This is a genomic window from Polyangium sp. 6x1, assembly GCF_029946515.1.
Taxonomy (GTDB): Bacteria; Myxococcota_A; Polyangia; order Polyangiales; family Polyangiaceae; genus Polyangium.
Genome location: NZ_JARZHH010000025.1, coordinates 59274 through 78797, shown reverse-complemented (window position 1 = coordinate 78797; position 19524 = coordinate 59274). Strand labels below are relative to the sequence as shown.

The 19524-nt window shown below is 69.5% G+C and carries 16 protein-coding genes; 7 read left to right on the top strand and 9 right to left on the bottom strand.

Features of this window, described 5'->3' with window-relative positions; all coding sequences use genetic code 11:
• Window positions 1-104: 104 nt before the first annotated feature.
• The gene (locus tag QHF85_RS23430; RefSeq protein ID WP_281329509.1) at window positions 105-578 is read left to right on the top strand and encodes an NUDIX hydrolase; all 474 of its coding nucleotides are present in this window, start codon (window positions 105-107) and stop codon (window positions 576-578) included.
• On the opposite strand, the gene QHF85_RS23425 is transcribed toward QHF85_RS23430, so the two are convergent.
• Window positions 572-1714: a hypothetical protein gene (locus QHF85_RS23425; protein WP_281329508.1), complete on the bottom strand. Its 1143-nt coding sequence runs from the start codon at window positions 1712-1714 to the stop codon at window positions 572-574. The two genes, QHF85_RS23430 and QHF85_RS23425, sit on opposite strands and share 7 nt — an antisense overlap.
• Before the next feature lie 62 nt (window positions 1715-1776).
• Here QHF85_RS23425 and QHF85_RS23420 point away from each other — a divergent pair, with 62 nt between their 5' ends.
• The 3 genes from QHF85_RS23420 (at window position 1777) to QHF85_RS23410 (ending at window position 5832) form a co-directional block, all read left to right on the top strand.
• Window positions 1777-3471: an acyl-CoA dehydrogenase family protein gene (locus tag QHF85_RS23420; RefSeq protein WP_281329507.1), complete on the top strand. Its 1695-nt coding sequence runs from the start codon at window positions 1777-1779 to the stop codon at window positions 3469-3471.
• Window positions 3472-3482: 11 nt separating this feature from the next.
• Complete coding sequence (locus QHF85_RS23415) at window positions 3483-5312, top strand: feruloyl-CoA synthase (RefSeq protein ID WP_281329506.1); 1830 nt, start codon at window positions 3483-3485, stop codon at window positions 5310-5312.
• Between the two features lie 193 nt (window positions 5313-5505).
• Window positions 5506-5832, top strand: coding sequence for a hypothetical protein (locus QHF85_RS23410; RefSeq protein ID WP_281329505.1), 327 nt, complete (start codon window positions 5506-5508; stop codon window positions 5830-5832).
• Window positions 5833-5838: 6 nt separating this feature from the next.
• Here QHF85_RS23410 and QHF85_RS23405 read toward each other — a convergent pair whose 3' ends face one another.
• The 5 genes from QHF85_RS23405 to QHF85_RS23385 form a co-directional block, all read right to left on the bottom strand.
• Window positions 5839-6756: a hypothetical protein gene (locus QHF85_RS23405; RefSeq protein WP_281329504.1), complete on the bottom strand. Its 918-nt coding sequence runs from the start codon at window positions 6754-6756 to the stop codon at window positions 5839-5841.
• A gap of 95 nt (window positions 6757-6851) precedes the next feature.
• Complete coding sequence (locus QHF85_RS23400) at window positions 6852-8408, bottom strand: ATP-binding protein (RefSeq protein ID WP_281329503.1); 1557 nt, start codon at window positions 8406-8408, stop codon at window positions 6852-6854.
• 63 nt (window positions 8409-8471) lie between these two features.
• Window positions 8472-9884, bottom strand: a complete 1413-nt coding sequence (locus QHF85_RS23395) for an inorganic phosphate transporter (protein WP_281329502.1) — start codon at window positions 9882-9884, stop codon at window positions 8472-8474.
• Window positions 9885-10083: 199 nt separating this feature from the next.
• The gene (locus QHF85_RS23390) at window positions 10084-11070 is read right to left on the bottom strand and encodes a tetratricopeptide repeat protein (protein ID WP_281329501.1); all 987 of its coding nucleotides are present in this window, start codon (window positions 11068-11070) and stop codon (window positions 10084-10086) included.
• A 17-nt stretch (window positions 11071-11087) separates the two neighbouring features.
• The gene (locus QHF85_RS23385) at window positions 11088-12890 is read right to left on the bottom strand and encodes a DUF885 domain-containing protein (protein WP_281329500.1); all 1803 of its coding nucleotides are present in this window, start codon (window positions 12888-12890) and stop codon (window positions 11088-11090) included.
• A gap of 458 nt (window positions 12891-13348) precedes the next feature.
• Here QHF85_RS23385 and QHF85_RS23380 point away from each other — a divergent pair, with 458 nt between their 5' ends.
• Both QHF85_RS23380 and QHF85_RS23375 read left to right on the top strand, forming a co-directional pair.
• Window positions 13349-13651 carry a four helix bundle protein gene (locus QHF85_RS23380; protein ID WP_281329499.1) on the top strand — a complete coding sequence of 101 codons (303 nt, stop codon included), beginning with the start codon at window positions 13349-13351 and terminating at the stop codon, window positions 13649-13651.
• Between the two features lie 323 nt (window positions 13652-13974).
• The gene (locus QHF85_RS23375; RefSeq protein WP_281329498.1) at window positions 13975-14514 is read left to right on the top strand and encodes a sigma-70 family RNA polymerase sigma factor; all 540 of its coding nucleotides are present in this window, start codon (window positions 13975-13977) and stop codon (window positions 14512-14514) included.
• A gap of 183 nt (window positions 14515-14697) precedes the next feature.
• On the opposite strand, the gene QHF85_RS23370 is transcribed toward QHF85_RS23375, so the two are convergent.
• Window positions 14698-15018, bottom strand: coding sequence for a ribonuclease E inhibitor RraB (locus QHF85_RS23370; RefSeq protein WP_281329497.1), 321 nt, complete (start codon window positions 15016-15018; stop codon window positions 14698-14700).
• A 630-nt stretch (window positions 15019-15648) separates the two neighbouring features.
• Here QHF85_RS23370 and QHF85_RS23365 point away from each other — a divergent pair.
• Window positions 15649-15888: a hypothetical protein gene (locus tag QHF85_RS23365; RefSeq protein WP_281329496.1), complete on the top strand. Its 240-nt coding sequence runs from the start codon at window positions 15649-15651 to the stop codon at window positions 15886-15888.
• 775 nt (window positions 15889-16663) lie between these two features.
• Here the strand turns inward: QHF85_RS23365 and QHF85_RS23360 are convergent.
• Both QHF85_RS23360 and QHF85_RS23355 read right to left on the bottom strand, forming a co-directional pair.
• A complete protein-coding gene (locus QHF85_RS23360; RefSeq protein ID WP_281329495.1) occupies window positions 16664-17869 on the bottom strand; it encodes a hypothetical protein in 1206 nt (401 codons plus the stop codon).
• Window positions 17870-18034: 165 nt separating this feature from the next.
• Complete coding sequence (locus tag QHF85_RS23355; protein ID WP_281329494.1) at window positions 18035-19486, bottom strand: sigma-54 dependent transcriptional regulator; 1452 nt, start codon at window positions 19484-19486, stop codon at window positions 18035-18037.
• Window positions 19487-19524: the final 38 nt, after the last annotated feature.

The following is a 19524-nucleotide window of genomic DNA, read 5'->3' as shown; positions in this document are numbered from 1 at the left end:
CCCGGATCACGAGCATGTGAGGTTGTCGTCCCAACCATCGGGGTGCTGTTTGGCCTGCCCATCGAAGCCTTCCCCTCCCGGCGAGCGCCGGGTATCCTGCACGGGTGTCCCGCAGGCCCATCCCTACCTGGTTCTTCGCGATGGTCGTCGTGCGGCGTGGTGACGAGTACCTGCTCGTGCACGAGCGCGGGCACGGGCAAACGTGGTACCTGCCCGGCGGGCGCGTCGAGCCGGGTGAGCGGATCGTCGACGCCGCGGTGCGCGAGACGCTCGAAGAGGCCGGCGTGCGCGCGGCGATCCAGGGCGTCCTGCGCGTCGAGCACTCGCCGCACCCGAGCGGCACGGCGCGCTGCCGCGTGTTTTTCCTGGCGCGACCCGACGGCGACCCGACCCCGAAGAGCGAGCCCGACGAGCACTCCCTCGGCGCCCGCTGGGTGAAGCTCGACGAACTGCAGGGTTTGCCCCTGCGCGGGGAGGAGGCGCGCGAGATCCTGAATGCGGTCGCCGCCGGCGCCCCCTCGTACCCGCTCTCGGTGCTCACGTACGAGGGCGCCGCCTGGGCGCCCCGACGTCAGTAGCCCTTGTTCGTCAGCTCGGCCGCGCGGCCGGCGATCGTCTTGTCCTTGTCGTTCTTGTATTTGGCGACGTAGGCCATGCCGTCCTTGGGATCGCAGCCGATGACGGCCGCCATCGTGTAATACCGCGTGTTCGTGTGGACGGCGGGGGCCTCCGTGATGCGACGAGCGGCCTTGCTCCCCGCGCTGCGCTGGGCGGGCGTGAGATCGCTCCGCTTGCAGATCTTTTGCAGCGCGATTCCGAGATCCTGGTTGACGTCTTTCTTCACGTCGACGGCGGCGAGGTCGGCGAGGAGCTTGTCCGTGAAGGACGCGCACGCGTCGACCGCGGCGAGCCTCTCGGCCGCGCGGTTCTTCACGAAATTGTCCTTGTCGGCGCGGAGGCCGTTGAGGACCTTGCAGGTTTCAGCGGGAAAGTGCGGGGCGAGCTCGCCGAGGGTATGCAGCGCGAGGCTGCGCAGCGAGCTGGACGTGTGTTTGCTGGCCTCGATCGCGTAGGCCACGACCTTGGGGTCACGATTGTCGGAGGCCACCGCGAACAGGAACGCTTCCGTGTAATCGGAGACCGGGTGCGCCTTGGCGATCGTGATCGCCCGATCGATCTTGCCCACCTTGACGAGGGGCAGGCCGCCGACGAACCGCCCGAACAGCTTGGCGAGGTTCTCGTCGCGCTCCTTTTCGGCCGCGTTGAGCACGGCGTCCGCCTTCGCGGCGTCGGTGGTCTCTTCGTTCAGCGTCTGGATGAGCTTCTCGGCCGCGACGCGTCGCTCCTTGGCATCCTGGCTCCCGAGCATCTTCAGGAGCTCCGGGTTCGCCTTGCCATTCTCGAACGCTTGCTCCGCGTCGATCCATTGGTCGAAGGCTTCGCAGTTGTCGAGCGAGCCGTCCTCCTCGGCAGCGCAGGCCATCGCGGCCTTGCGCAGCTCCGCAAAGCTCGGCTCCGGGGGCTCGGCCTCGCCTTCGCCCTCCTCGGAGGGCGGCGCTTCGGCCGTCGCTTCGCCCTCGGGCGCGGGCGTCTCGGATTTCGGGGCCGCCTTGGCGGCGTCGGCAGAGGCGGGCGGGGGCGTGGAAGCGCCGCAACCCGCGGCGAGCGCGGCGATCGAGATAACGAGAGCGAGCGAGAACCGGCCTTGGTGCATGGCGGCGTCCCTAGTCGATTCTGCGTCACGCGGGAAGCCGATTTTGCGTATACTCCCGCGCGATGGCCTTCTACCAAGCCCCCCCTGCGATCGGCAACCAGTACGACGACGACCGGGTCCTCCGCTCGTACCTCCAGCGTGTGTGCCCGCCCGACGTCCTCCGTGAGGCCGAGCCCGGTCTCCGCGAGATGGGCGAGCTCGCCGGCGGCGAGCTCTACCGGCTCCAGCTCGAAGACCGTCTGAACGAGCCCAAGCTGACGCAGTGGGACGCGTGGGGCCATCGTGTCGATCAGATCGAAGTGACGCCGGTCTGGAAGCGGGCGGCGCGGATCGCCGCCGAAAAGGGCGTGGTCGCGACGGCCTATGAAAAACGCAGCGGCGCGGTCTCGCGCGTGCACCAGTTTGCCCTGGTCTATCTCTTCGATGCCTCGACCGACGTGTACACCTGTCCGCTCGCGATGACCGACGGCGCCGCCAAGACGCTGCTCTCGCACCGCGACGTGCGGGACGAGAACGATTTCGCGGCGAGGGCGTTCGCGCGCCTGACGAACCGCGATCCGGCGCTCGCGTGGACGAGCGGGCAATGGATGACCGAGCGGACCGGCGGCAGCGACGTCGGGCTCTCCGAGACGGAGGCGCGGAAGGACGCGGAGGGGAATTATCGGCTCTACGGGACGAAATGGTTCACGTCGGCGACGACGTCGCAAATGGCGCTGACGCTGGGCCGGCCGGAGGGGAACCCGCCCGGCGGCCGCGGGCTCGCGCTGTTTTACGTGGAGGTCTTCGGGCCGGACGGGCGAATGAACGGGATCCAGGTCAATCGCCTGAAGGACAAACTCGGGACCCGGAAGGTGCCGACGGCGGAGCTTTCGCTCGAGGGCGCGCTGGCCGTGCCGGTGAAGGGGCTCGCGGACGGGATTCGCAACATCACGCCGATGCTGAACGTGACGCGCACGTGGAACGCCGTCTGCGCGGCGGCGGGCATGCGGCGCGGCCTCGCGCTCGCCCGGGATTATGCGCGTCGACGCGTGCAGTTCGGCGCGTCGCTCTCGGACAAACCATTGCACGTCGACACGCTCGCCGACCTCGCGGCCGAGGCCGAGGGGGCCTTTCACCTCGCGTTCCGCGCCGTCGAGCTGCTCGGGCGCGAGGAGGCGGGCGTGATCACGGAGTCGGAGGCGCGCCTTCTGCGCCTCGTGACGCCGCTCGCGAAGCTCACGACGGGCAAGCAGGCGGTCACCGTGCTGAGCGAGGTGCTCGAATGCTTCGGCGGCGCCGGGTACGTCGAGGACACGGGGATTCCGCGTATCTATCGCGACGCGCAGGTCCTGCCGATCTGGGAGGGCACGACGAACGTGCTCTCGCTCGACACGCTGCGCGCTCTGCAAAAGGAGGCGCCGCTCGAGGATCTGCTCGCCGACATTCGATCGCTCGTGTCGGCGGCGCCGGACGACGCGCTCCGGCGGGCAGGGGAGGCGGCGGTGGCCGCGGCGACGCACGCGGCGCGGTGGCTCGCCGCGACGTTCCAGAAAGACGCGCTCGGCGTCGAGGCGGGCGCGCGGCGGTTCGCGTTGACGCTCGGCCGCGCGTACGAGCTCGCGCTGCTCGTGGGGCACGCGTCGCACGCGCTCGTGCACCAGAACGACGGCCGCCCGCGGGCGGCGGCGCTGCGATTCCTCACGCGCGGGGTGGACCTCGTGCGGGACGAGGAGGATCGCGCGCTCGCCGCGGCGCTCGCCAACGATATCGCGATCTGACGAGGTTCGTCATGAACAAGGCCGTCCGCCTCGAATTCGCGCCGCCGGAGGTCGTCGTGACGAACCTGCCGGGCGGAGGCATGATCCTGCGCTCGCCGAGGCCGCTGCCGGCCTATCCGCGGCACCTCGGCGAGCTGCTCTACGCCTGGGCGGATCGCGCGCCCGATCGGGTTTTTCTCGCCGAACGGGAGGCATCCGGGGGCGTGCGTCGGGTGACGTACGGCGATGCCGCGGCGGTCGTGGCTTCGATCGGCGAGGCGCTCGCGCGGCGGGATCTGTCGGCCGCGCGCCCGATCGTGATCCTGAGCGAGAATGGCATCGACCACGCGCTGCTCGCGCTCGGGGCGATGCTCGTGGGGGTCCCCGTGTGCCCGGTGTCGCCGGCGTATGCGCTGCTCTCGCGTGATTTCGAGAAGCTCAGGTACATCCTCGGCCTCGTGAAGCCGGGCCTCGTTTATGCGCGGGACGAGGGCCGGTTTGGCAGGGCGCTCGGGGCGCTCGACCTCGGAGGCGCGGAGGTCGTGGTGACCGAGGGCAGCTCGTCGGCGACACGTTTCGACGATCTTTGCCGCGAACTGCCGGGCGAGCGGGCGGGCCGCGCGATGGAAAAGGTCGGTCCCGACACGGTCGCGAAGATCCTGTTCACCTCGGGATCCACGGGCGAGCCGAAGGGCGTGCTCAACACGCACCGCATGCTCTGCTCGAACCAGCAAGCGATCGTGGAGGTCTGGCCTTTCCTGCGAAAAAGGCCGCCGGTCGTCGTCGATTGGCTGCCGTGGAGCCACACGTTCGGGGGCAACCACAACTTCAACATGGTGCTGTTCCACGGCGGCACGCTCTTCATCGACGAGGGCCGCCCGATGCTCGAGCTCGTCGAGAAGACCGTGCGAAACCTGCGCGAGGTCGCGCCCACGCTCTATTTCAACGTGCCGCGCGGGTTCGACGCGATCCTGCCGCACCTCGAGAACGACGCCGGCCTGCGCGACCATTTCTTTCGGGAGCTCGATCTGCTGTTTTATGCCGCCGCCGCGCTGCCACAGAGCACGTGGAAGCGGCTCGAAGACGTGAGCCGAAGGGCGCGCGGCGAGCGCGTCACGATGGTCTCGGCGTGGGGCTCGACGGAGACCGCGCCGATGGTGACCACGGTGCATTTCCAGATCGATCGCGCGGGCGTGATCGGCCTGCCCGCGCCCGGATGCGAGCTCAAGATGGTGCCGAACGGCAGCAAGCTGGAGATGCGCGTGCGCGGGCCGAACGTGACGCCCGGCTATTTCGGTCGCGAGGATCTCACGCGTGAGGCCTTCGACGAGGAAGGGTTTTACAAGATCGGCGACGCCGGCAAGCTCGCGGATCTGGCCGATCCCGCGAAAGGGGTCGTCTTCGATGGCCGCGTGGCCGAGGATTTCAAGCTGACGAGCGCGACGTGGGTGCACGTGGGTCAGGTGCGGATCACGGCCATCGCCGCGGCAGCGCCCGTGATCCAGGACGCGGTGGTGGCGGGGCACGATCGGGACGAGATCGGGCTGCTCGTCTTTCCGAGCCTCGTCGGGTGCCGTTCGCTCTGCCCGGCGGCAAACGAAGGCGAGCCGCTCGAATCCCTCGTGCTGCGTCCGGAGGTCCTTTCATGCCTCACGGCGGGCCTCCGCGCGTACAACGAGGCGCACCCCGGGAGCAGCACGCGAATCGCGCGCGTGATGTTCCTGGTCGAGCCGCCGAGCATCGACGCCGGCGAGATCACCGACAAGGGGTACATCAACCAGCGCGCGGTCCTCACGCGCCGCTCGCGCCTGGTCGAGGCGCTCTACCGCGACGGCGAGCCGGGCGTGATCGTGATTCGATGATGATCCGTGACGCGACGTGTCACGTTTCGCTCGAACGTTTTTGGATCCCGGAGTGCGCGTCGGGGATTATGATGCCGGGCTCACGGGGGTGCGCGAGGTCCGAGGGGCCCCGCGACCCGGGCCTCTCCGCGCGCCGCGCGCACGCGGGCGCCTGCGGGGGGGCGGACGATCGCGCCAGAAGGGAGCCCGGATCATGTACGTTGCACGTTGGCAGTTCACGGCCCGGTTCGGCCGCAGGGACGAGTGTCTGAGGGTGCTGCGGAAGTGGTACGTCGACGTGGCACAACGCATCGGCTGGCGGTCGCTGCGTGTCCTCTCCGGCAGCATCGGCGGGCCCGAGTCGCTGGTCGAGCTCGAAGTGCCGATCGATAACGTGGACGATCTCGAAGCGGCGTGGCGAGATATGGCCGCGGTGCCGTACCACGCGGAATACCAGAAGCAGCTCGCCGCGGTGATCGTGGACGGCACGGAGCGCTGGACGATCCACCGTGTGGCGGATCTGACGCCGACCGAGTCCTGATCGGAGCTACGCCACGACCTCCTCGGGCGTCTTCGCCGCGAGGACCCGCGCCGTCCATTGATCGAGGGCGGCCGAATCCGCAGCCTCGATACGAGCAACGACCGCCGGAGGCAACTCGCCGAAGCGAAGGCGCAGGAGCTGGAGCATGGTGCGACGTTGCCCGCGGAGGAGGCCTTCCTGGGCGCCTTCCTGGCGTCCCTCCTGGCGTCCTTCCTGGCGTCCCTCCTGGCGTCCTTCCTGGCGACCCTGCTCCTTGGCCTGGCGCTCCCACATGTCCATGATTTCTTGCGTGTTCATCAGCAACTCCTCGTCCGTGGGGGTGACAGGGGCCGTCGCGGCTTCGATACGGTAGCGTATCAGGATCGGCAGCGCGATGCATCGCTCGAAGTCGTCCGCCCCGAGTGTTTTGAGCTCCCCGATGGCCCGCCGAAGGGTTCGTCCGCGTCCCATGAGCCGGAGAAGCAGGGTCGACCGGTCCTCGGGGAGCTCGCTCACGGCGACGACCGACGTATGGAGCCCGGGCGCGATGCCATAAACGCCGCGCGGCCAGGCCCGCTTGCTGCGCGCCGCGAGCGCGCGCAGGCCCTTCGTGGGACGCCCGGAGGAGAGGACCCATAGATGAGGCAAGGGCGGGGGCGACGCGCGTCCGAGGAGCACATGCCTCAAATTGAGCTGCTTGCGAACGCACGAGACGATCTCGGTGTCGTCGGGGGTATCCGAGAAGACCTCGAAGGTGCACGCCGCGCGGCTCATCCGGCCAAGGAGGCTCGCGCCGACGGAAGAGGAGCGCGTCGGATCGGGGACGAACCAGCCATCGACGCGCTGAGGATCGGGGCTCACCTCGACCTCGGGCGTGAATGCCCCGAGGGGCGCGAGCGCCGCGCGGAGGAGCTGCTTGCAGGCCTGGTCGTAACGCGTCTGCACCCCGGCCACCGTCCCACGCGACGGGGATTTCGTCAAATGGATGTGCCCCGGCCAGGATTCGTCTCGGTAGAATTTCGTTTGGCGGGGCGAAAGTTCTAGGCCCGGAGCATCCGCGCGGCCCGGCCCTTCGCCGTCGTCGTCTGCTTGAGCTTCACGCGCTCTCCCGCGGCTCGTTTGACCCGGCGATCGAAGAGCACGACCGTGCCGCTCGCGAGATCCTCCGCGTCGAGCACGTCCTCCAGGAAGCCCACCGCGCGCGCCTTGGCGCCCGGCTCTCCTTTGCGCCGTGACGAGAGGACGAACGCCTCGTGCTGCTCACCCCCGCTCTGGAGCGGCACGCGCAGCGTCACGTCGATCCGGCCGTGCGAGCCGCCCCAGTGAACGTCGACCCAGCCGCGGCGCTCGACCATGCGGAAGAGCCAACCCAGGAAGACGAGCTCGGGCGCGACCGCCTCGTACGCGGCGTCCGCGACGAGATGGCGAGCGTGCGTCCTGTAAAACACCGCGAAAGCATGGAGGAGCACCTCGACGTCGAGGGCGCCGTCTGTCTTGTAAAACCGCGCGGGGTCGTCCGCGACGGCGCGCCCGATGCCCGATGCGAGCAGGCGGGGGACGAGCGCGCGATGGATGCCGCCCTCGATACGCGCAGGGTCGTCCTCGGCGAGCAGGCCGAGGTCACGTGCGTGGCGAATGTCGTCGTCGTGGGCCCGCGCCACGAGCGCCGTGCCCGCGAGGAGCGGCTCGACGACGCGGCGGACGCGTGGCTCGGCGAGGCGCGCAGCGAGGGCGTCGATCGGGGTCACGCGGCGATCGACGAGGTGATGGACGGCCGCGTGGACGTGCGCCTCGGAAATGGATTCGGCGCGCGGGACGATCGTCACGAGCTCGCGGCCGAGCGCCTGCACGAGGAAGGGATGACCGGCCGTCGCCTCCCACGCGGCCCGGATCGCGGCCTCGTCGAAGGTCTGGCCCGTCTCGTGGGTGTGCTGCGCGTAAAGCGCGCGAACCTCGTCCTCGGAGAAGCGACGAAGCGATTCGGGCGACAGGGCAACCTCGAAAGGGCCCGTGAGGCCCGGACGAACCGGCGCGTCGCCCGCGGCCGCAAAAGGTTCGAGCCGCAGGTCGTGCTGGCCAGCGAGGACGACGGACCACGGGAAGGCCGCAGGGCGTCGCGGAAAACCGATCTCGAGCTGGCGCAGGACCGTCCGGAGCGCGGCGCCGTGCAGCGTGTCCGCGCCGTCGAAGAGGAGGACGAGCGGGCGCGGACAAACCCGCGCCCAGGCCGAGAGCGCCGCCCAGATCCGCGTCCCTTCCGCCGAGGCAGGGAACGGCGGCGGCCGAAGCTCGGGCGGCAAATCGTGCTCCGCGGAGAGGCGGATCGAGGCGAGCAGGGATTCCTCCGCGCGGGCGAGGTCGTCCCCGAGGGGCTCGCCGACCTCGGCGGAGGCCACGAGCGCGGCATACCGACCCGACGCGAGGAGCTCGGCCGCGAGGGCGCGGAGGCTCGTGGTCTTGCCCGTGCGCCGCGGCGCTCGCACCAGGAAATACGCGCCTTCGTCGACGAGGCCGAGGCCCTCCGCGAGCCGCGGCGCCGCGGGCAGATGGTAGTGGCGCGCGGGATCACAAGGACCCTCGGTGCTGAAGGTGCGCATGGGCGAGGCGCAGGATATCGAAGGCAGCCCTGGCCGAGAAGCCTCGGGGGCCGCGTGTGCCCGTCAGCTGAAGATCGCGCGGAAGAGCAGGAAAAATAGCGCGGAGAGCGTCATCGACGCGGGCAGGGTGAGCACCCACGCGAGGCCGATGTTGCGGACCGTCGAGCCCTGCAGGCCCGAGCGCTGCGCCACCATCGTGCCGGCGATGCCCGAGGAGAGCACGTGCGTCGTGCTCACCGGCAAGCCGAGCCAGGCCGAGACGCCGATCGTGCTCGCCGCGACGATCTCCGCCGAGGCGCCCTGCGCGTACGTGAGGTGGCTCTTGCCGATCTTCTCGCCGACCGTCACGACGATGCGCTTCCAGCCGACCATCGTGCCGATGCCGAGCGCGAGCGCGATCGCCACGAGGACCCAGTTCGGCGCGTACTCCGTGAGCGCACGCAGGGCCTTGCGCTCCTCCGCGAGCTTCTTCGACTCCTCGGGCGTGAGGCCGAGGTGGCCGCCCTTCTGCATGGTGTCGATGGACTTGTCCGCGAGCAGGAGGTCCTGCCGGAACTTGAAGCGGTCTTCGCGCGGGATCTCGGCCGCGGACTTGCGGCCCTCGAGGAACTTGTGGAGCTCGTCGAGGCGCACGATCGTCTTCTCGGCCTCGACCTTGGAGTGCTGATCGTGGTGGTCGCGCACCAGCGCGGCGACGTTGTCGGCCGCCTTCAGCGTGCGCTCGAGCTCCGCGGGGCTCGCGTCCATGTTGATCGCGAAGCCGGCCGGGACCAGGCCGATCAGGATGAGCATCACGAGGCCCACGCCCTTCTGGCCGTCGTTCGAGCCGTGGGCGAAGCTCACGGCCGCGCAGGTCGAGACGAGCAGGGCGCGCGTCCCGCGCGGCGGCGGCGCGTCCTTCGGCGGCGGCTCGAGCAGCGTCTTGTTCGTCGTGTAGCGCTTGATCAGCACGACGAGCAGCGCCGCGAGGCTGAAGCCGAAGAGCGGCGAGACGAGCAGCGCGATGCCGATGTCCGCGGCCTTGCTCCAGCTCACGCCGTCGCCGAACTTGTGGCCAGGCAGGAGCGAGTTGGCGATGCCGACGCCGAGGATCGCGCCGATGAGGGTGTGGGAGCTCGACGCGGGCAGGCCGAGGTACCAGGTGCCGAGGTTCCACGAGATCGCCGCGAGCAAGAGGGCGAGCACCATCGCGAGCCCCGCGCCCACGCCGCTCGAGACGAGCAGCTCCACGGGCAAGAGCTTCATGATGCCCATGGCGACCGCGATGCCGCCCGCGAAGACGCCGACGAAGTTGCAGATGCCGGAGAGGACGACGGCGACGTGGGGCTTCAGGCTGTTCGTGTAGATGACCGTCGCGACCGCGTTGGCGGTGTCGTGAAAGCCGTTCACGAACTCGAAGCCGAGGGCGATCAAGAGGCAGAGGGCGAGGAGCGCGCGCACCCCGCTGCTGAGCGACGGATCGAAAAGAGCCTCCATGCAGACGAGAGCCTTTCGGCGCCCCGGGGCTGTCCATCCGCGCCTTGACCCGAGGGGTCGCGCGTCGGAGACGCGGGGCGCCGTCTCCTTACTGGACCGAGCACCCGCACGCTAGGTGCACGTCCGTCACAGCACCGTGACAGAGGGGTGTCTGAAAGGTGGCTTTTCAGGTGAACGGACGGATGTCGTGTCCTGGATCTCAACACGCGGGCGGAGATTTCCGCCGGGCGGCGGCCTCGCGAAAGGCGCGGATCCCGCGCGTGACCTCGTGATCCGGCCCGAGATCGGCCTCCGCGAGGGAGAGCGCGTGGTCGTAGAGCGGGATCGCCTCGTCCACGCGGCCCTTCGCTTCGAGGAGGTTGCCGAGCCGGACGAGGGTCGGGCGCATCTCCGGGGGATCGACGCGCGTCGCTCCGGCGTGGGCGTCGAGCGCGCGTCGGTAGAGGTCTTCGGCCTCGTCGGCGCGGCCCTCGGCCTCGACGAGGGTCGCGAGGTTGTGCTGCGCGAGCGCGAGGATCCCCCTGTCCGCGCGCGCGTCGCCCTCCGTGAGGATGCCGATCGCGCGCCGCAACGACCGCGCCGCGTCGTCGCGCCGGCCCGCCGCCGCGAGCACCGTGCCGAGGTTGTAGAGGGCCTCGGCCGCGGGACGCGAGCGCGCGCCGAAGACACGCTCGGTCGTGGTGAGCGCGCGGGCGAGGAGGAGCTCGGCCTCCGCGGCCTGTTTCTGCTTGCCGAGGAGCAGGCCGAGCCGGCCCGCGACATCGGCGATCGCGGCCTCGTCGGGGCTGCGCATGCGCTCGTAGCCCGCGAGGAGCCTGCGGTAGAGGCGCGTCGTCTCGTCGAGGCGGCCGGCGCGCTCGTGGATCGCGGCCGCGAGCTCGTAGAGCTTCGGCAGGCGAGGCTCGGTGGGCGCGCCGGCGAGCGCCTCGGCGATGCGGATGGCCCGCGCGCAGGCGGCGAGCGCGTCCTCCGTGCGGCCCGCCGAGAGCCGCGCTGCGGCCATCACGTAGAGCGGCGTCGTGAGCTCGGCGGCCTCGGCGCCGAAGACCTCCTCGCCGATCCCGAGCGCCTCCGACGCCGCGGCCTCGGCCTCGGCGATCCGCGCGCGTTCGAGCAGCGCAGGCAAGGACGCGAGCTTGCGCTCGAACATGCGTCGACGCAGGGCGCGGCGGAGGCGACGGAGCATGCGATCGCGCGGTTCCCTTACGGCCGGACGAGGTCGCGCAGGTGGCGCATCGGCGGCGAGCCGAAGCTCAGCACTTTGTCGTGAAAGGTTCGCTCCGTGAAACCCGGAGCGCCCTCGTTCGCCGCGCGGAGCTTCATCATCTCGGTGAAGCCGTAATAGTAGGTCGTGAGCTGGGCGCTCGTGAGGAGCGCGCGTTTCCACTTGCCCACGGCCTCGCCCTCCTCCTGGAAGGCCTCGTTCGTCATGAGCGCGAGCCCCTCGGCCTCGGTCATGGAGCCGGCGTGCACGCCGTGGTCGAGCAGCGCGTTCACCGCGAGCCGGAGCACCATCTTCTCGCGCTGGATGCGCACCTTCGGGCCGCCGAAGCCGTGCTTGGCCATGACCCACTCGCTGTAGACGGCCCAGCCCTCGACGAACGGGCCGCTCGAGAACACGGCCCGGAGCTTCGAAGGGAAGCGGTTGTTGTGCATGAGCTGCAGGAAATGCCCGGGCATCGCCTCGTGCACCGTGAGGTCGGCGAGCATGCTGCGGTTGTACTCGCGGTAAAACGAGAGCCTGCGCTTGTCGTCCCAGTCGTTCGGCGTGGGCGCGATCGCGTAGAAGGTCTCGGCGCGAGGCTCGAGCGGGCCCGAGGCGTCGCAATACGCGATGGCCACGCCGCGCCGGTACTCGGGCATCTCGATGACCTGACAGACCTCGTCGGGCACGCGCACGATGTCGTGCTCGCGGACGAACGTCGTCGCCTTCTGCACGAGATCACGCGCCTCGGAGACGATCGTCTCGTTCGTCGGATGCTCGTCGCCGAGCGCCGCGAGGACCTCGCGCACGAGCTGCTTGCGGTCGACGAGCGTCGTCGTCGTGGGGAGCTTTCGCTTGGGGAAGAGCGTCGGCCAGAGCTCCTTCGAGGTCTCGACCATCTCGGCCTGCGTGCGTTCGAGCAGCGCGCGGGCGTCCTTGGCGATCGCGTCGACGTGGACGTCGTCGTCGAGGTAGAACCGGAGCTTCTTCTCGAAGCGCGCGCGGCCGAGGCGGATCTCGCCGTCGCTGCGGGGCAGGAGGTCCTTTTCGAGGAAGGCCTGGTAGTCTTCGAGCGCCTTGGCCGCCCGCTCGCTCGCAGCGGCGAGCTCGGAGACGAGCGCCGCGTCGGGGAGTTTTCCGTAGGGAGCGAGGACGTCGCCGCGGCAAAGCGAGACGAGGCCGCGGTTCTGCACGATGGCCGTTTCGGTGTGCAGGCGCGGAGGACGACCGAGCCGTTTCTTCGCGGCCGCGACGATCGCGGGGATGCCTTGGAGCCTCCCGGCGAGGCTCTTCGCGCGGGAAGCGGGCGTGCCGAAGCTCCGCGTGACGAGCGGATCGAGGCCGTCGCCGACGAGGCGCGTGTAGTAGAGCGGGCTCTCGGATGCCTCGCGGAGCTCATCGATCGCGAAGACCGCGTACCGGAGCTGGTTGCCGAGCATCGCGTGATCGACGCGGCCCTGCGCATCGAGCGTCGAGGCAGGGATGCGGTCGAGCTCTTCGAGGAGGCCGACGTAGAAGCGGCGTGCCTCAGCCTCGCCGTCGTCGCTGCGATCGGGCCAGCGCGCGTCATGCGCGTGCTCGCCCGCCTCGGTGGCCGCGACAGGCTCGCGCGCGAGGTAACCCGAGAGGAAGCGCTCGGCGAGTGCGGCGAAGGTGCGATCGGGAGCGTCGGGCGGGGCGGGAGGAGCGGCGGGGCCGGGCGCGGAGGAGGTGTCTGGGGAGGAGGTGCCTTCGGGTTGGACGGGCGGCGCTCCACCGGCGGGAGAGCACGACAATGCGGAGATGGTGGAGGCGGTGGACATGGCGAGGATCGCAGCGAGACGCCGGGCGGACGCGGGGAGCACGATCGACGCTTTAGCCTTTTGCGAGCGCGGAGGGAACGGAAACGGCCCGGAGTCTGAGCCGCTGCCGTTGCCGCTGCCGTTGCCGCTGCCGTTGCCGTTGCCGTTGCCGTTGCCGTTGCCGTTGCCGTTGCCGTTGCCGTTGCCGTTGCCGTTGCCGTTGCCGTTGCCGGGGCTTTCGGGACGGTTGTTCTTTGTTTTCGTCCGGGGAGGTCGATTGTGCCCGCGTGCTCGGAAGGCGAAAGGCCGAGCCGTGCTCGCCGTCCTCGCCGTGCTCGCTTCGCTGCGCGCGGCTCCGGGCGGCTGCGCGCGGTGCGAGGCTTCGCCTCGCAGCCTTTCGCCTTCCTCCGCGCGCGGGCCGGGGTCCGGGGTCCCCGGTCGGGGATACGGAGGAAACAATGGTACTCAGGATTTATGGCGTGGCGATCGAGATGCTCAGGACTTTGCGGCCGGTGATCGAACGAGTCGGGACGAAGGATCCGAATCTCGGGGATCAGCTACGGCGCGCGGCTACGAGCATTGCGCTGAACCTGGGCGAAGGCGCGTATTCGCAGGGAAGGAACGCACGGGCACGGTGGTACACCGCCATGGGGTCGGCATCGGAGGTCCGCGCATGCCTGGAAGTCGCAGAAGCGCTCGGGTACATCGAAAAAGTGGACACGAACCTGCTCGACACGCTCGACCGTATCGTAGCCACCCTGCACCGCCTCACACGCCAGTAATGACCGGGGCGTGCCGTCCCCCATGGCGGCACGCCTTCCCCCAGCAACGGCAACGGCAACGGCAACGGCAGCGGCAACGGCAGCGGCAACGGCAGCGGCAACGGCAGCGGCAGCGGCAGCGGCAGCCACGATCTCCTTCTCATTCCCGCGGCCCCGTCACGCAATCCCGGCGGATCCTGGTTCTTCCAAGACGAACCAATCTCCGCATTTATAGATTTCCTTCTCCCCCAACCTGTGAGACAAAACAAGCGACGCCAGCCGGCGCCTTCAACACCGACCGGCGTCTCACCTGCAAACCCCAACGGAACTGGAGTTCACAAGCTGTGAGCACGATACTCGTCCATCCTCCGCCGGCAAACTTTACGGCGGCGCACGCCCTCCTCGGGCGGCTTTACCTCGAACACCGCGACTTCCTTCGCCGTCTCCTTCTCGGACAGTTCATTCCTTCCCGGGACGTGGAGGACGTCTTGCAGGAGGTCTTCATCACGGCGTGGCGGAACCTCTCGCGCCTTGTGACGCCGGAGCAGGCGCGTCCGTGGCTCCTGGTGATCGGGCTCAACCACGCACGCAATCACCGAGCCCTGGTGCGTCACGAGCGAGAGGTCTTTTCAGGGCTCGCGGATGACTTCGCCGAGCAGGAAGGAGCGGATTCGACGGGGCTGCTCGTGCAGGCGACGTACGGGATGTTTCGGCTCAAGCGATTTCTCGGGAAACTCCGACCACGCATCCGGGCCGTGGTGATGCCGTACCTGGAGGGCCGCTCGATCCAGGAGATTGCCGGATCGCTCGGGCTCAAGACGAAGACCGTCCACGGCCGCCTGCATCTCGCCCGAGAGCACCTGAAGACGCTCGCGCTCGCTTGACTCCCGCCTCCGCCTCCGCATCCGCCTTCGCTCCCGCTACTCGACCGGTTTATCGGGTTCCACCAGCACCGCGGCTGCCATGGCCTTCCTCGAACGTCCCAGAGATTCTCTGCGTCTACTCCCGCAGCCTGGTCCTCGGGTGAAAGAGGGAAGCGAATTTGTATGGTTCGGACACCTCCGCGCTCACTCTCCGAATGTCCCCCATCCATCGGAGTACCCTCCCACCTGTGCGCCCAGCTCATCGAGCTCCTGCTGCGCAGCGACGACCGCCTCGTATGTAGGAACCATCCGCTTGGTGCAGTAGCAGATCCATTCCTTGGCTTCTTCTTCGAACTCGAGCGACGGGGTATAGCCATGCTTCGTCACCAGATGCGCCAATTCTGCTCCCGCAGCTTGATCCGGGACTGATACAACGAATTCGATATCCATCGGCTTCGACATGTCGCACCGTGTCGCTATGCGACGCAGGGCGGCGCCATCGGCATCGTTGGGGTAATCCATCATTTTTTCTGTTCGAGTAGCTTTTCCCCCGGAGACTCGATCTCGTTGTAGTTGTCAGGGCGAGCCGGACCGCCGTGTTTCTGCAGCCGACGTGCTTCTTCCTTGAAAGCTTCTCTCCCGTTTGGCGCGGGCCTCCAGTCTGTTGCTACATGCTGGTCTCCGGTTTTCCGCTCGATGCGACGACCGGATACCTGGGAGCGCTCTCGACTACCTTTCCCATCGTACGTTTTTCCGCTGGCGTGCGTTCGTGTATGATCCTGTTTCGCCGCTGCGGCTACTGCCCGACACCGGCTTCGTCGTCGTGACCGTCGTCTTCGCGCCACCTCCTCCGCCGCTCCCGCTCCCCGTCGACAGCGACTGCCCGTCGTGCGTCGCGGCGGGCTTCTTGCCCTTCGGAATGAAGTTCTGGTGGCGCGCATGGCAAATCCGCTCGAGACACTCCCTGCCGCGGTCCTCCGCGAGCGCAGAGACGTCCGCCGGGGTGAGCCCCCAGTCCTCATACTCCCGAGCCGCGTCCTCGGACAACCTCGCCGGCTCAGGCGGCGGCCGGACCTCGCGAGGGCTCTCCGCGACGCTTGCTGATTACGGCCTCGTCGAGGGTCCCGGTGTTCTCTATCACCCGAGCGTGATGCAATGACCGAATTCGAGCGAGCCGTGCTCACGGTCCTGGCACGTGCCGGCGAGCCACTCGGCTGGTACCAGATCGAGCGTAGACTCTCCACGATAGCGCTTGCTGAGCGCCCCAACCTCCTAGACGTGCTCGCCGAGTTGGGGCGGCGCGGACTTGTGGAGGAAGTTGCGGCGGCGGTCGCACCCAGCGTCCGATATGGACTCACGCCTGCGGGCAGAACTGCGATCGGAATCATTCCTTGATATTGCCGCGCTCGGGTGCGTTAGCGTGTGGACGGCTACGTTCACCGCCCGTGCGCGTCGCGTGTCCCCGCCCGCCATCCCCCCAGGCTTTGCCCGCACGTGGACACCACGCGCACCGACCATCCTCCCGACAATCCGTCCCACCCGACGCCACGAGCGCGTGACCTCCGCGAGCGCCTGAACGACGCGGCGGACGAAGGGCTTCCCGCGAACATCTCCCGCTTCCTCCGGTTCCTCGGCCACGAGGACGGCGACGTGCTCGAGCTGCAGGCCCCCAACCGTTGCCGACAAGCACGGCGAGTATGTCGACAAGGACCCCAGCCATTGCCGGCAACCACGGCGAGCATGTCGACAAGGACCCCAGCCGTTGCCGGCAACCACGGCGAGCATGTCGACAAGGACCCCAGCCGTTGCCGGCAACCACGTCGAGCATGTCGACAAAGCCCCCAGCCGTTGCCGGCAACCACGTCGAGCATGTCGACAGAGACCCCAGCCGTTGCCGGCAAGCGCGGCGAGCATGTCGACAAGGCCCCCAGCCGTTGCCGGCAACCACGTCGAGCATGTCGACAAGGACCCCAGCCGTTGCCGGCAACCACGGCGAGCATGTCGACAAGGACCCCGGGCGTTGCCAGCAACCACGGCGAGCATGTCGACAAGGACCCCAGCCGTTGCCGACAAGCGCGGCGGGCATGTCGACGAAGACCCCAGCCGTTGCCGACGAGCCCGGCGAGCACGTCGACGTCGAACGCGCGTCCGCGTCCGAACCGCAGGGCGGCTAGACGCCCGACGCGTCCCTGGCGAACGTCGCGGCGATGGCCATGTCTTCCTCGACCGACGTGACGAGCGGGGCGAGCGCGGCCGCGAGCTGCGGCGCGTCGCCGTGGCCGACGATCTCCACGAGGTTCTGGCAGAGCGCGGGCACGAAGCTCTCCGCGGGGGTCGAGACGTACCGCGCCATCTCGAGGACCGTGCCGCGCTCGCCGGCGAAGGCCGCAGGCGCAGCCTCCTGCAGGATGGGCAAGCCGACGCTGGGCGGCACGCCGAGGCGGCCGAGCGCCATGTGCGCGAGGTAGATGGCCGCGACCTGGCTCTCGCGGCGCACGCGCTGGAAGACGGCCTCGCCGAAGGCATTTTGCCAGCGCGCGAGCTCGGCCGTGCGGCTCGCCTCGTAGCCGCCGAGCGGCGCGTCGGAGACCGGGACGAGCGCGGCCAGCATCTCGGCCGAGCCTTCTTCGAGCGCGAGGCCGCGCAGCGCGAGCAGGTCGTAGCCGCGGAGGAAGCCGACGAGGATGCGGCCGGCGCAGTCCCGCACGAAGGGCGCGAGCCCCTGGCCAATCGCCTCCGGCGGCGCGCCCGGCGCGAGCATCATCCCCGGCATGATCGCGCGCATCCGGCCGAGCGTGCCCCGCCGCGTCGGCGGCGAGGAGCGAGGTCCAGGCGTCGAGATCGGCCCGCTCGCCGGCCCCGAGCTCGCGATCGGCGCGCGGAAGGTGCCCGAAGGCGCGCTCCCGAGCTGCGCGACGCGGAAGCTGCCCGAGGGAACGTCGCCGCTCGGGGGCATCGACGAGGGCGTGGCGCGTCCTCGCATCGTGTTCGGCGCCGGCGTGGAGACGGGCCCGGTCACGGCGCGCATGGTGGTGGTCGACGCGCGCCGCAGCGCGGCCGATGTGCCCGGATCGCCGACGACGTGCAGCGCCGCGAGGTCGAGCGAGCGGATCGAGGGGAACCGCGCCGGGAGGCGGAGCCGCAGCGCGGCGGCGAGCTCGGCCTCGGCGCCGATGAGCTGCTCGTGATCGTCGGCCTCGCCGAAGAGCTCCTCGGCGAGCGTGGCACACCGATCGGCGGCGTCGTCGGCATTCCCCTGCGTCTGCGCCTCGGCGAAGTGCAAGGTCAGCTTGCCGCGCACGCGGCGATCGTTCTTCGTCTTCGCCGTGACGACGCGCGAAACGAGCTCCACATCGGCCGTGCTCCAGAAAGCCATCGCCTCTCGTCGTCCTCTTCGCGGCGCCAAGGCGGCGCTCCGGAAAAACCGGGAAACCACGGGATCATCGCGCAGGCGAGGAGGATCCGTCAACTCTTCGGCTCGCTTCGGGATCGAGGTGTTTCGTGCGTTCGCCCGCGACGCGGACGATCCGTTCACCACGAACTACACGTCGATGCCGAGGCGCTTCAGCCGGTAGTAGAGCGTCGTCCGTTGCACGCCCAGCAAGCGAGCCATCTCGGCCTTGTTGCCGCCGCAGCGCTCGAGCGCGGCGAGCATCTCGCGGCGCTCGATCTCTTCGAGCTGCGAGTCGAGGTTCTGCCGTCGCGCGCCCGACTCCGGCTCGACCGGCGCCACGGGCTGCGAGGGAGGCGAGCTCGCCGCTTTTTCCCAGGCGGCGACGGGCGGCACGAAGGCGAGGTGTTCGGGCTGGATGACGTCGCCGCGCGCGAGGATGGCGGCGCGCTCGACGACGTTCTCGAGCTCGCGCACGTTGCCCGGGAAGGCATAGGCTTCGAGCTTCGCGAACGCCTCGTTCGAGAGGGCGCGCGCGGCGCGCGTGTTGCGGCGCGTGTACTTGCGGAGGAAGTGCTCCGCGAGCGGGCGGATGTCCTCGCGGCGTTCGCTGAGCGGCGGCAGGCGGATCGGGAAGACGGTGAGGCGCGAGGCGAGCTCGGGCAGCACGTCGCGGCCCCACGCCTCGTCGAGGTCGGGCGTGACGGAGACGACGAGGCGCACGTCGAGCCGGCGCGACGCCGCGTCGCCGACGCGCTCGGCCTCGCCCGTCGCGAGCAAGCGAGCGAGCCGTGCTTGCAACGCCGCGGTCGGCGGGCCGGGATCTTCGAGGTAGAGCGTGCCGCCGTGCGCGAGCTCGACGCGCCCCGCGCGATCGGCGGTCGCGCCCTCGAACGCGCCGCGCAGATAGCCGAAGATCTCTCGCTCGAGCGCCTCGCCGCGGAACGCCGCGCACGTGACCTTCACGAACGGCCGCTCCTCGCGCGGCGAGCCCACGTGGAGCGCGCGCGCCACGATCTCCTTCTCGGCGCCGACCCGGCCCTCGACGAGCACGTGTGTCGAGGTCGGAGCGACCTCGCCGATGCGCGCCGAGACCTCCTTCATCGCGGCGGAGTTGCAGATGAGCTCGCCGAAGTCGATCGGGTCGCGTTGCTCGCGTTCGAGGTAGCCCGCGTAGTGCGCGAGCTGATCCCGCAAGCGCTTGTTTTCGCGCATCGTCGCGAACACGCCGATCCCCTGGCGCAGGATGGCGGCGAGCTCGCTGCCGTCCCAGGGCTTCTGCACGTAGCGGTAGACCGTGCCCGAGTTCAGCGCGTCGACGAGCACGGGGAGATCCGCGTACGCCGTCAGCAAGATCCCGAGCGCGTCGGGGCGCATCTGCTTGGCGCGGCGCAAGAGCTCGAGCCCGCTCATCCCCGGCATGCGCTGGTCGGTCACGATGAGGGCCGCGTCGAGCCGCGCGAGCTCCTCGAGCGCCTGCGTCCCGCCGAGGGCGTAGTGGAGCGAGAACGTTTTGCGGAAGGCGAAGCGGAAGGCGTCGAGGTTGTCCTGCTCGTCGTCCACGACCAGGACGTCGAAGCTCTTCCAGTCGAGGTCACGCATGGCGCCTCCCCTACACCTACTACGGAGGGCCGGCCTCG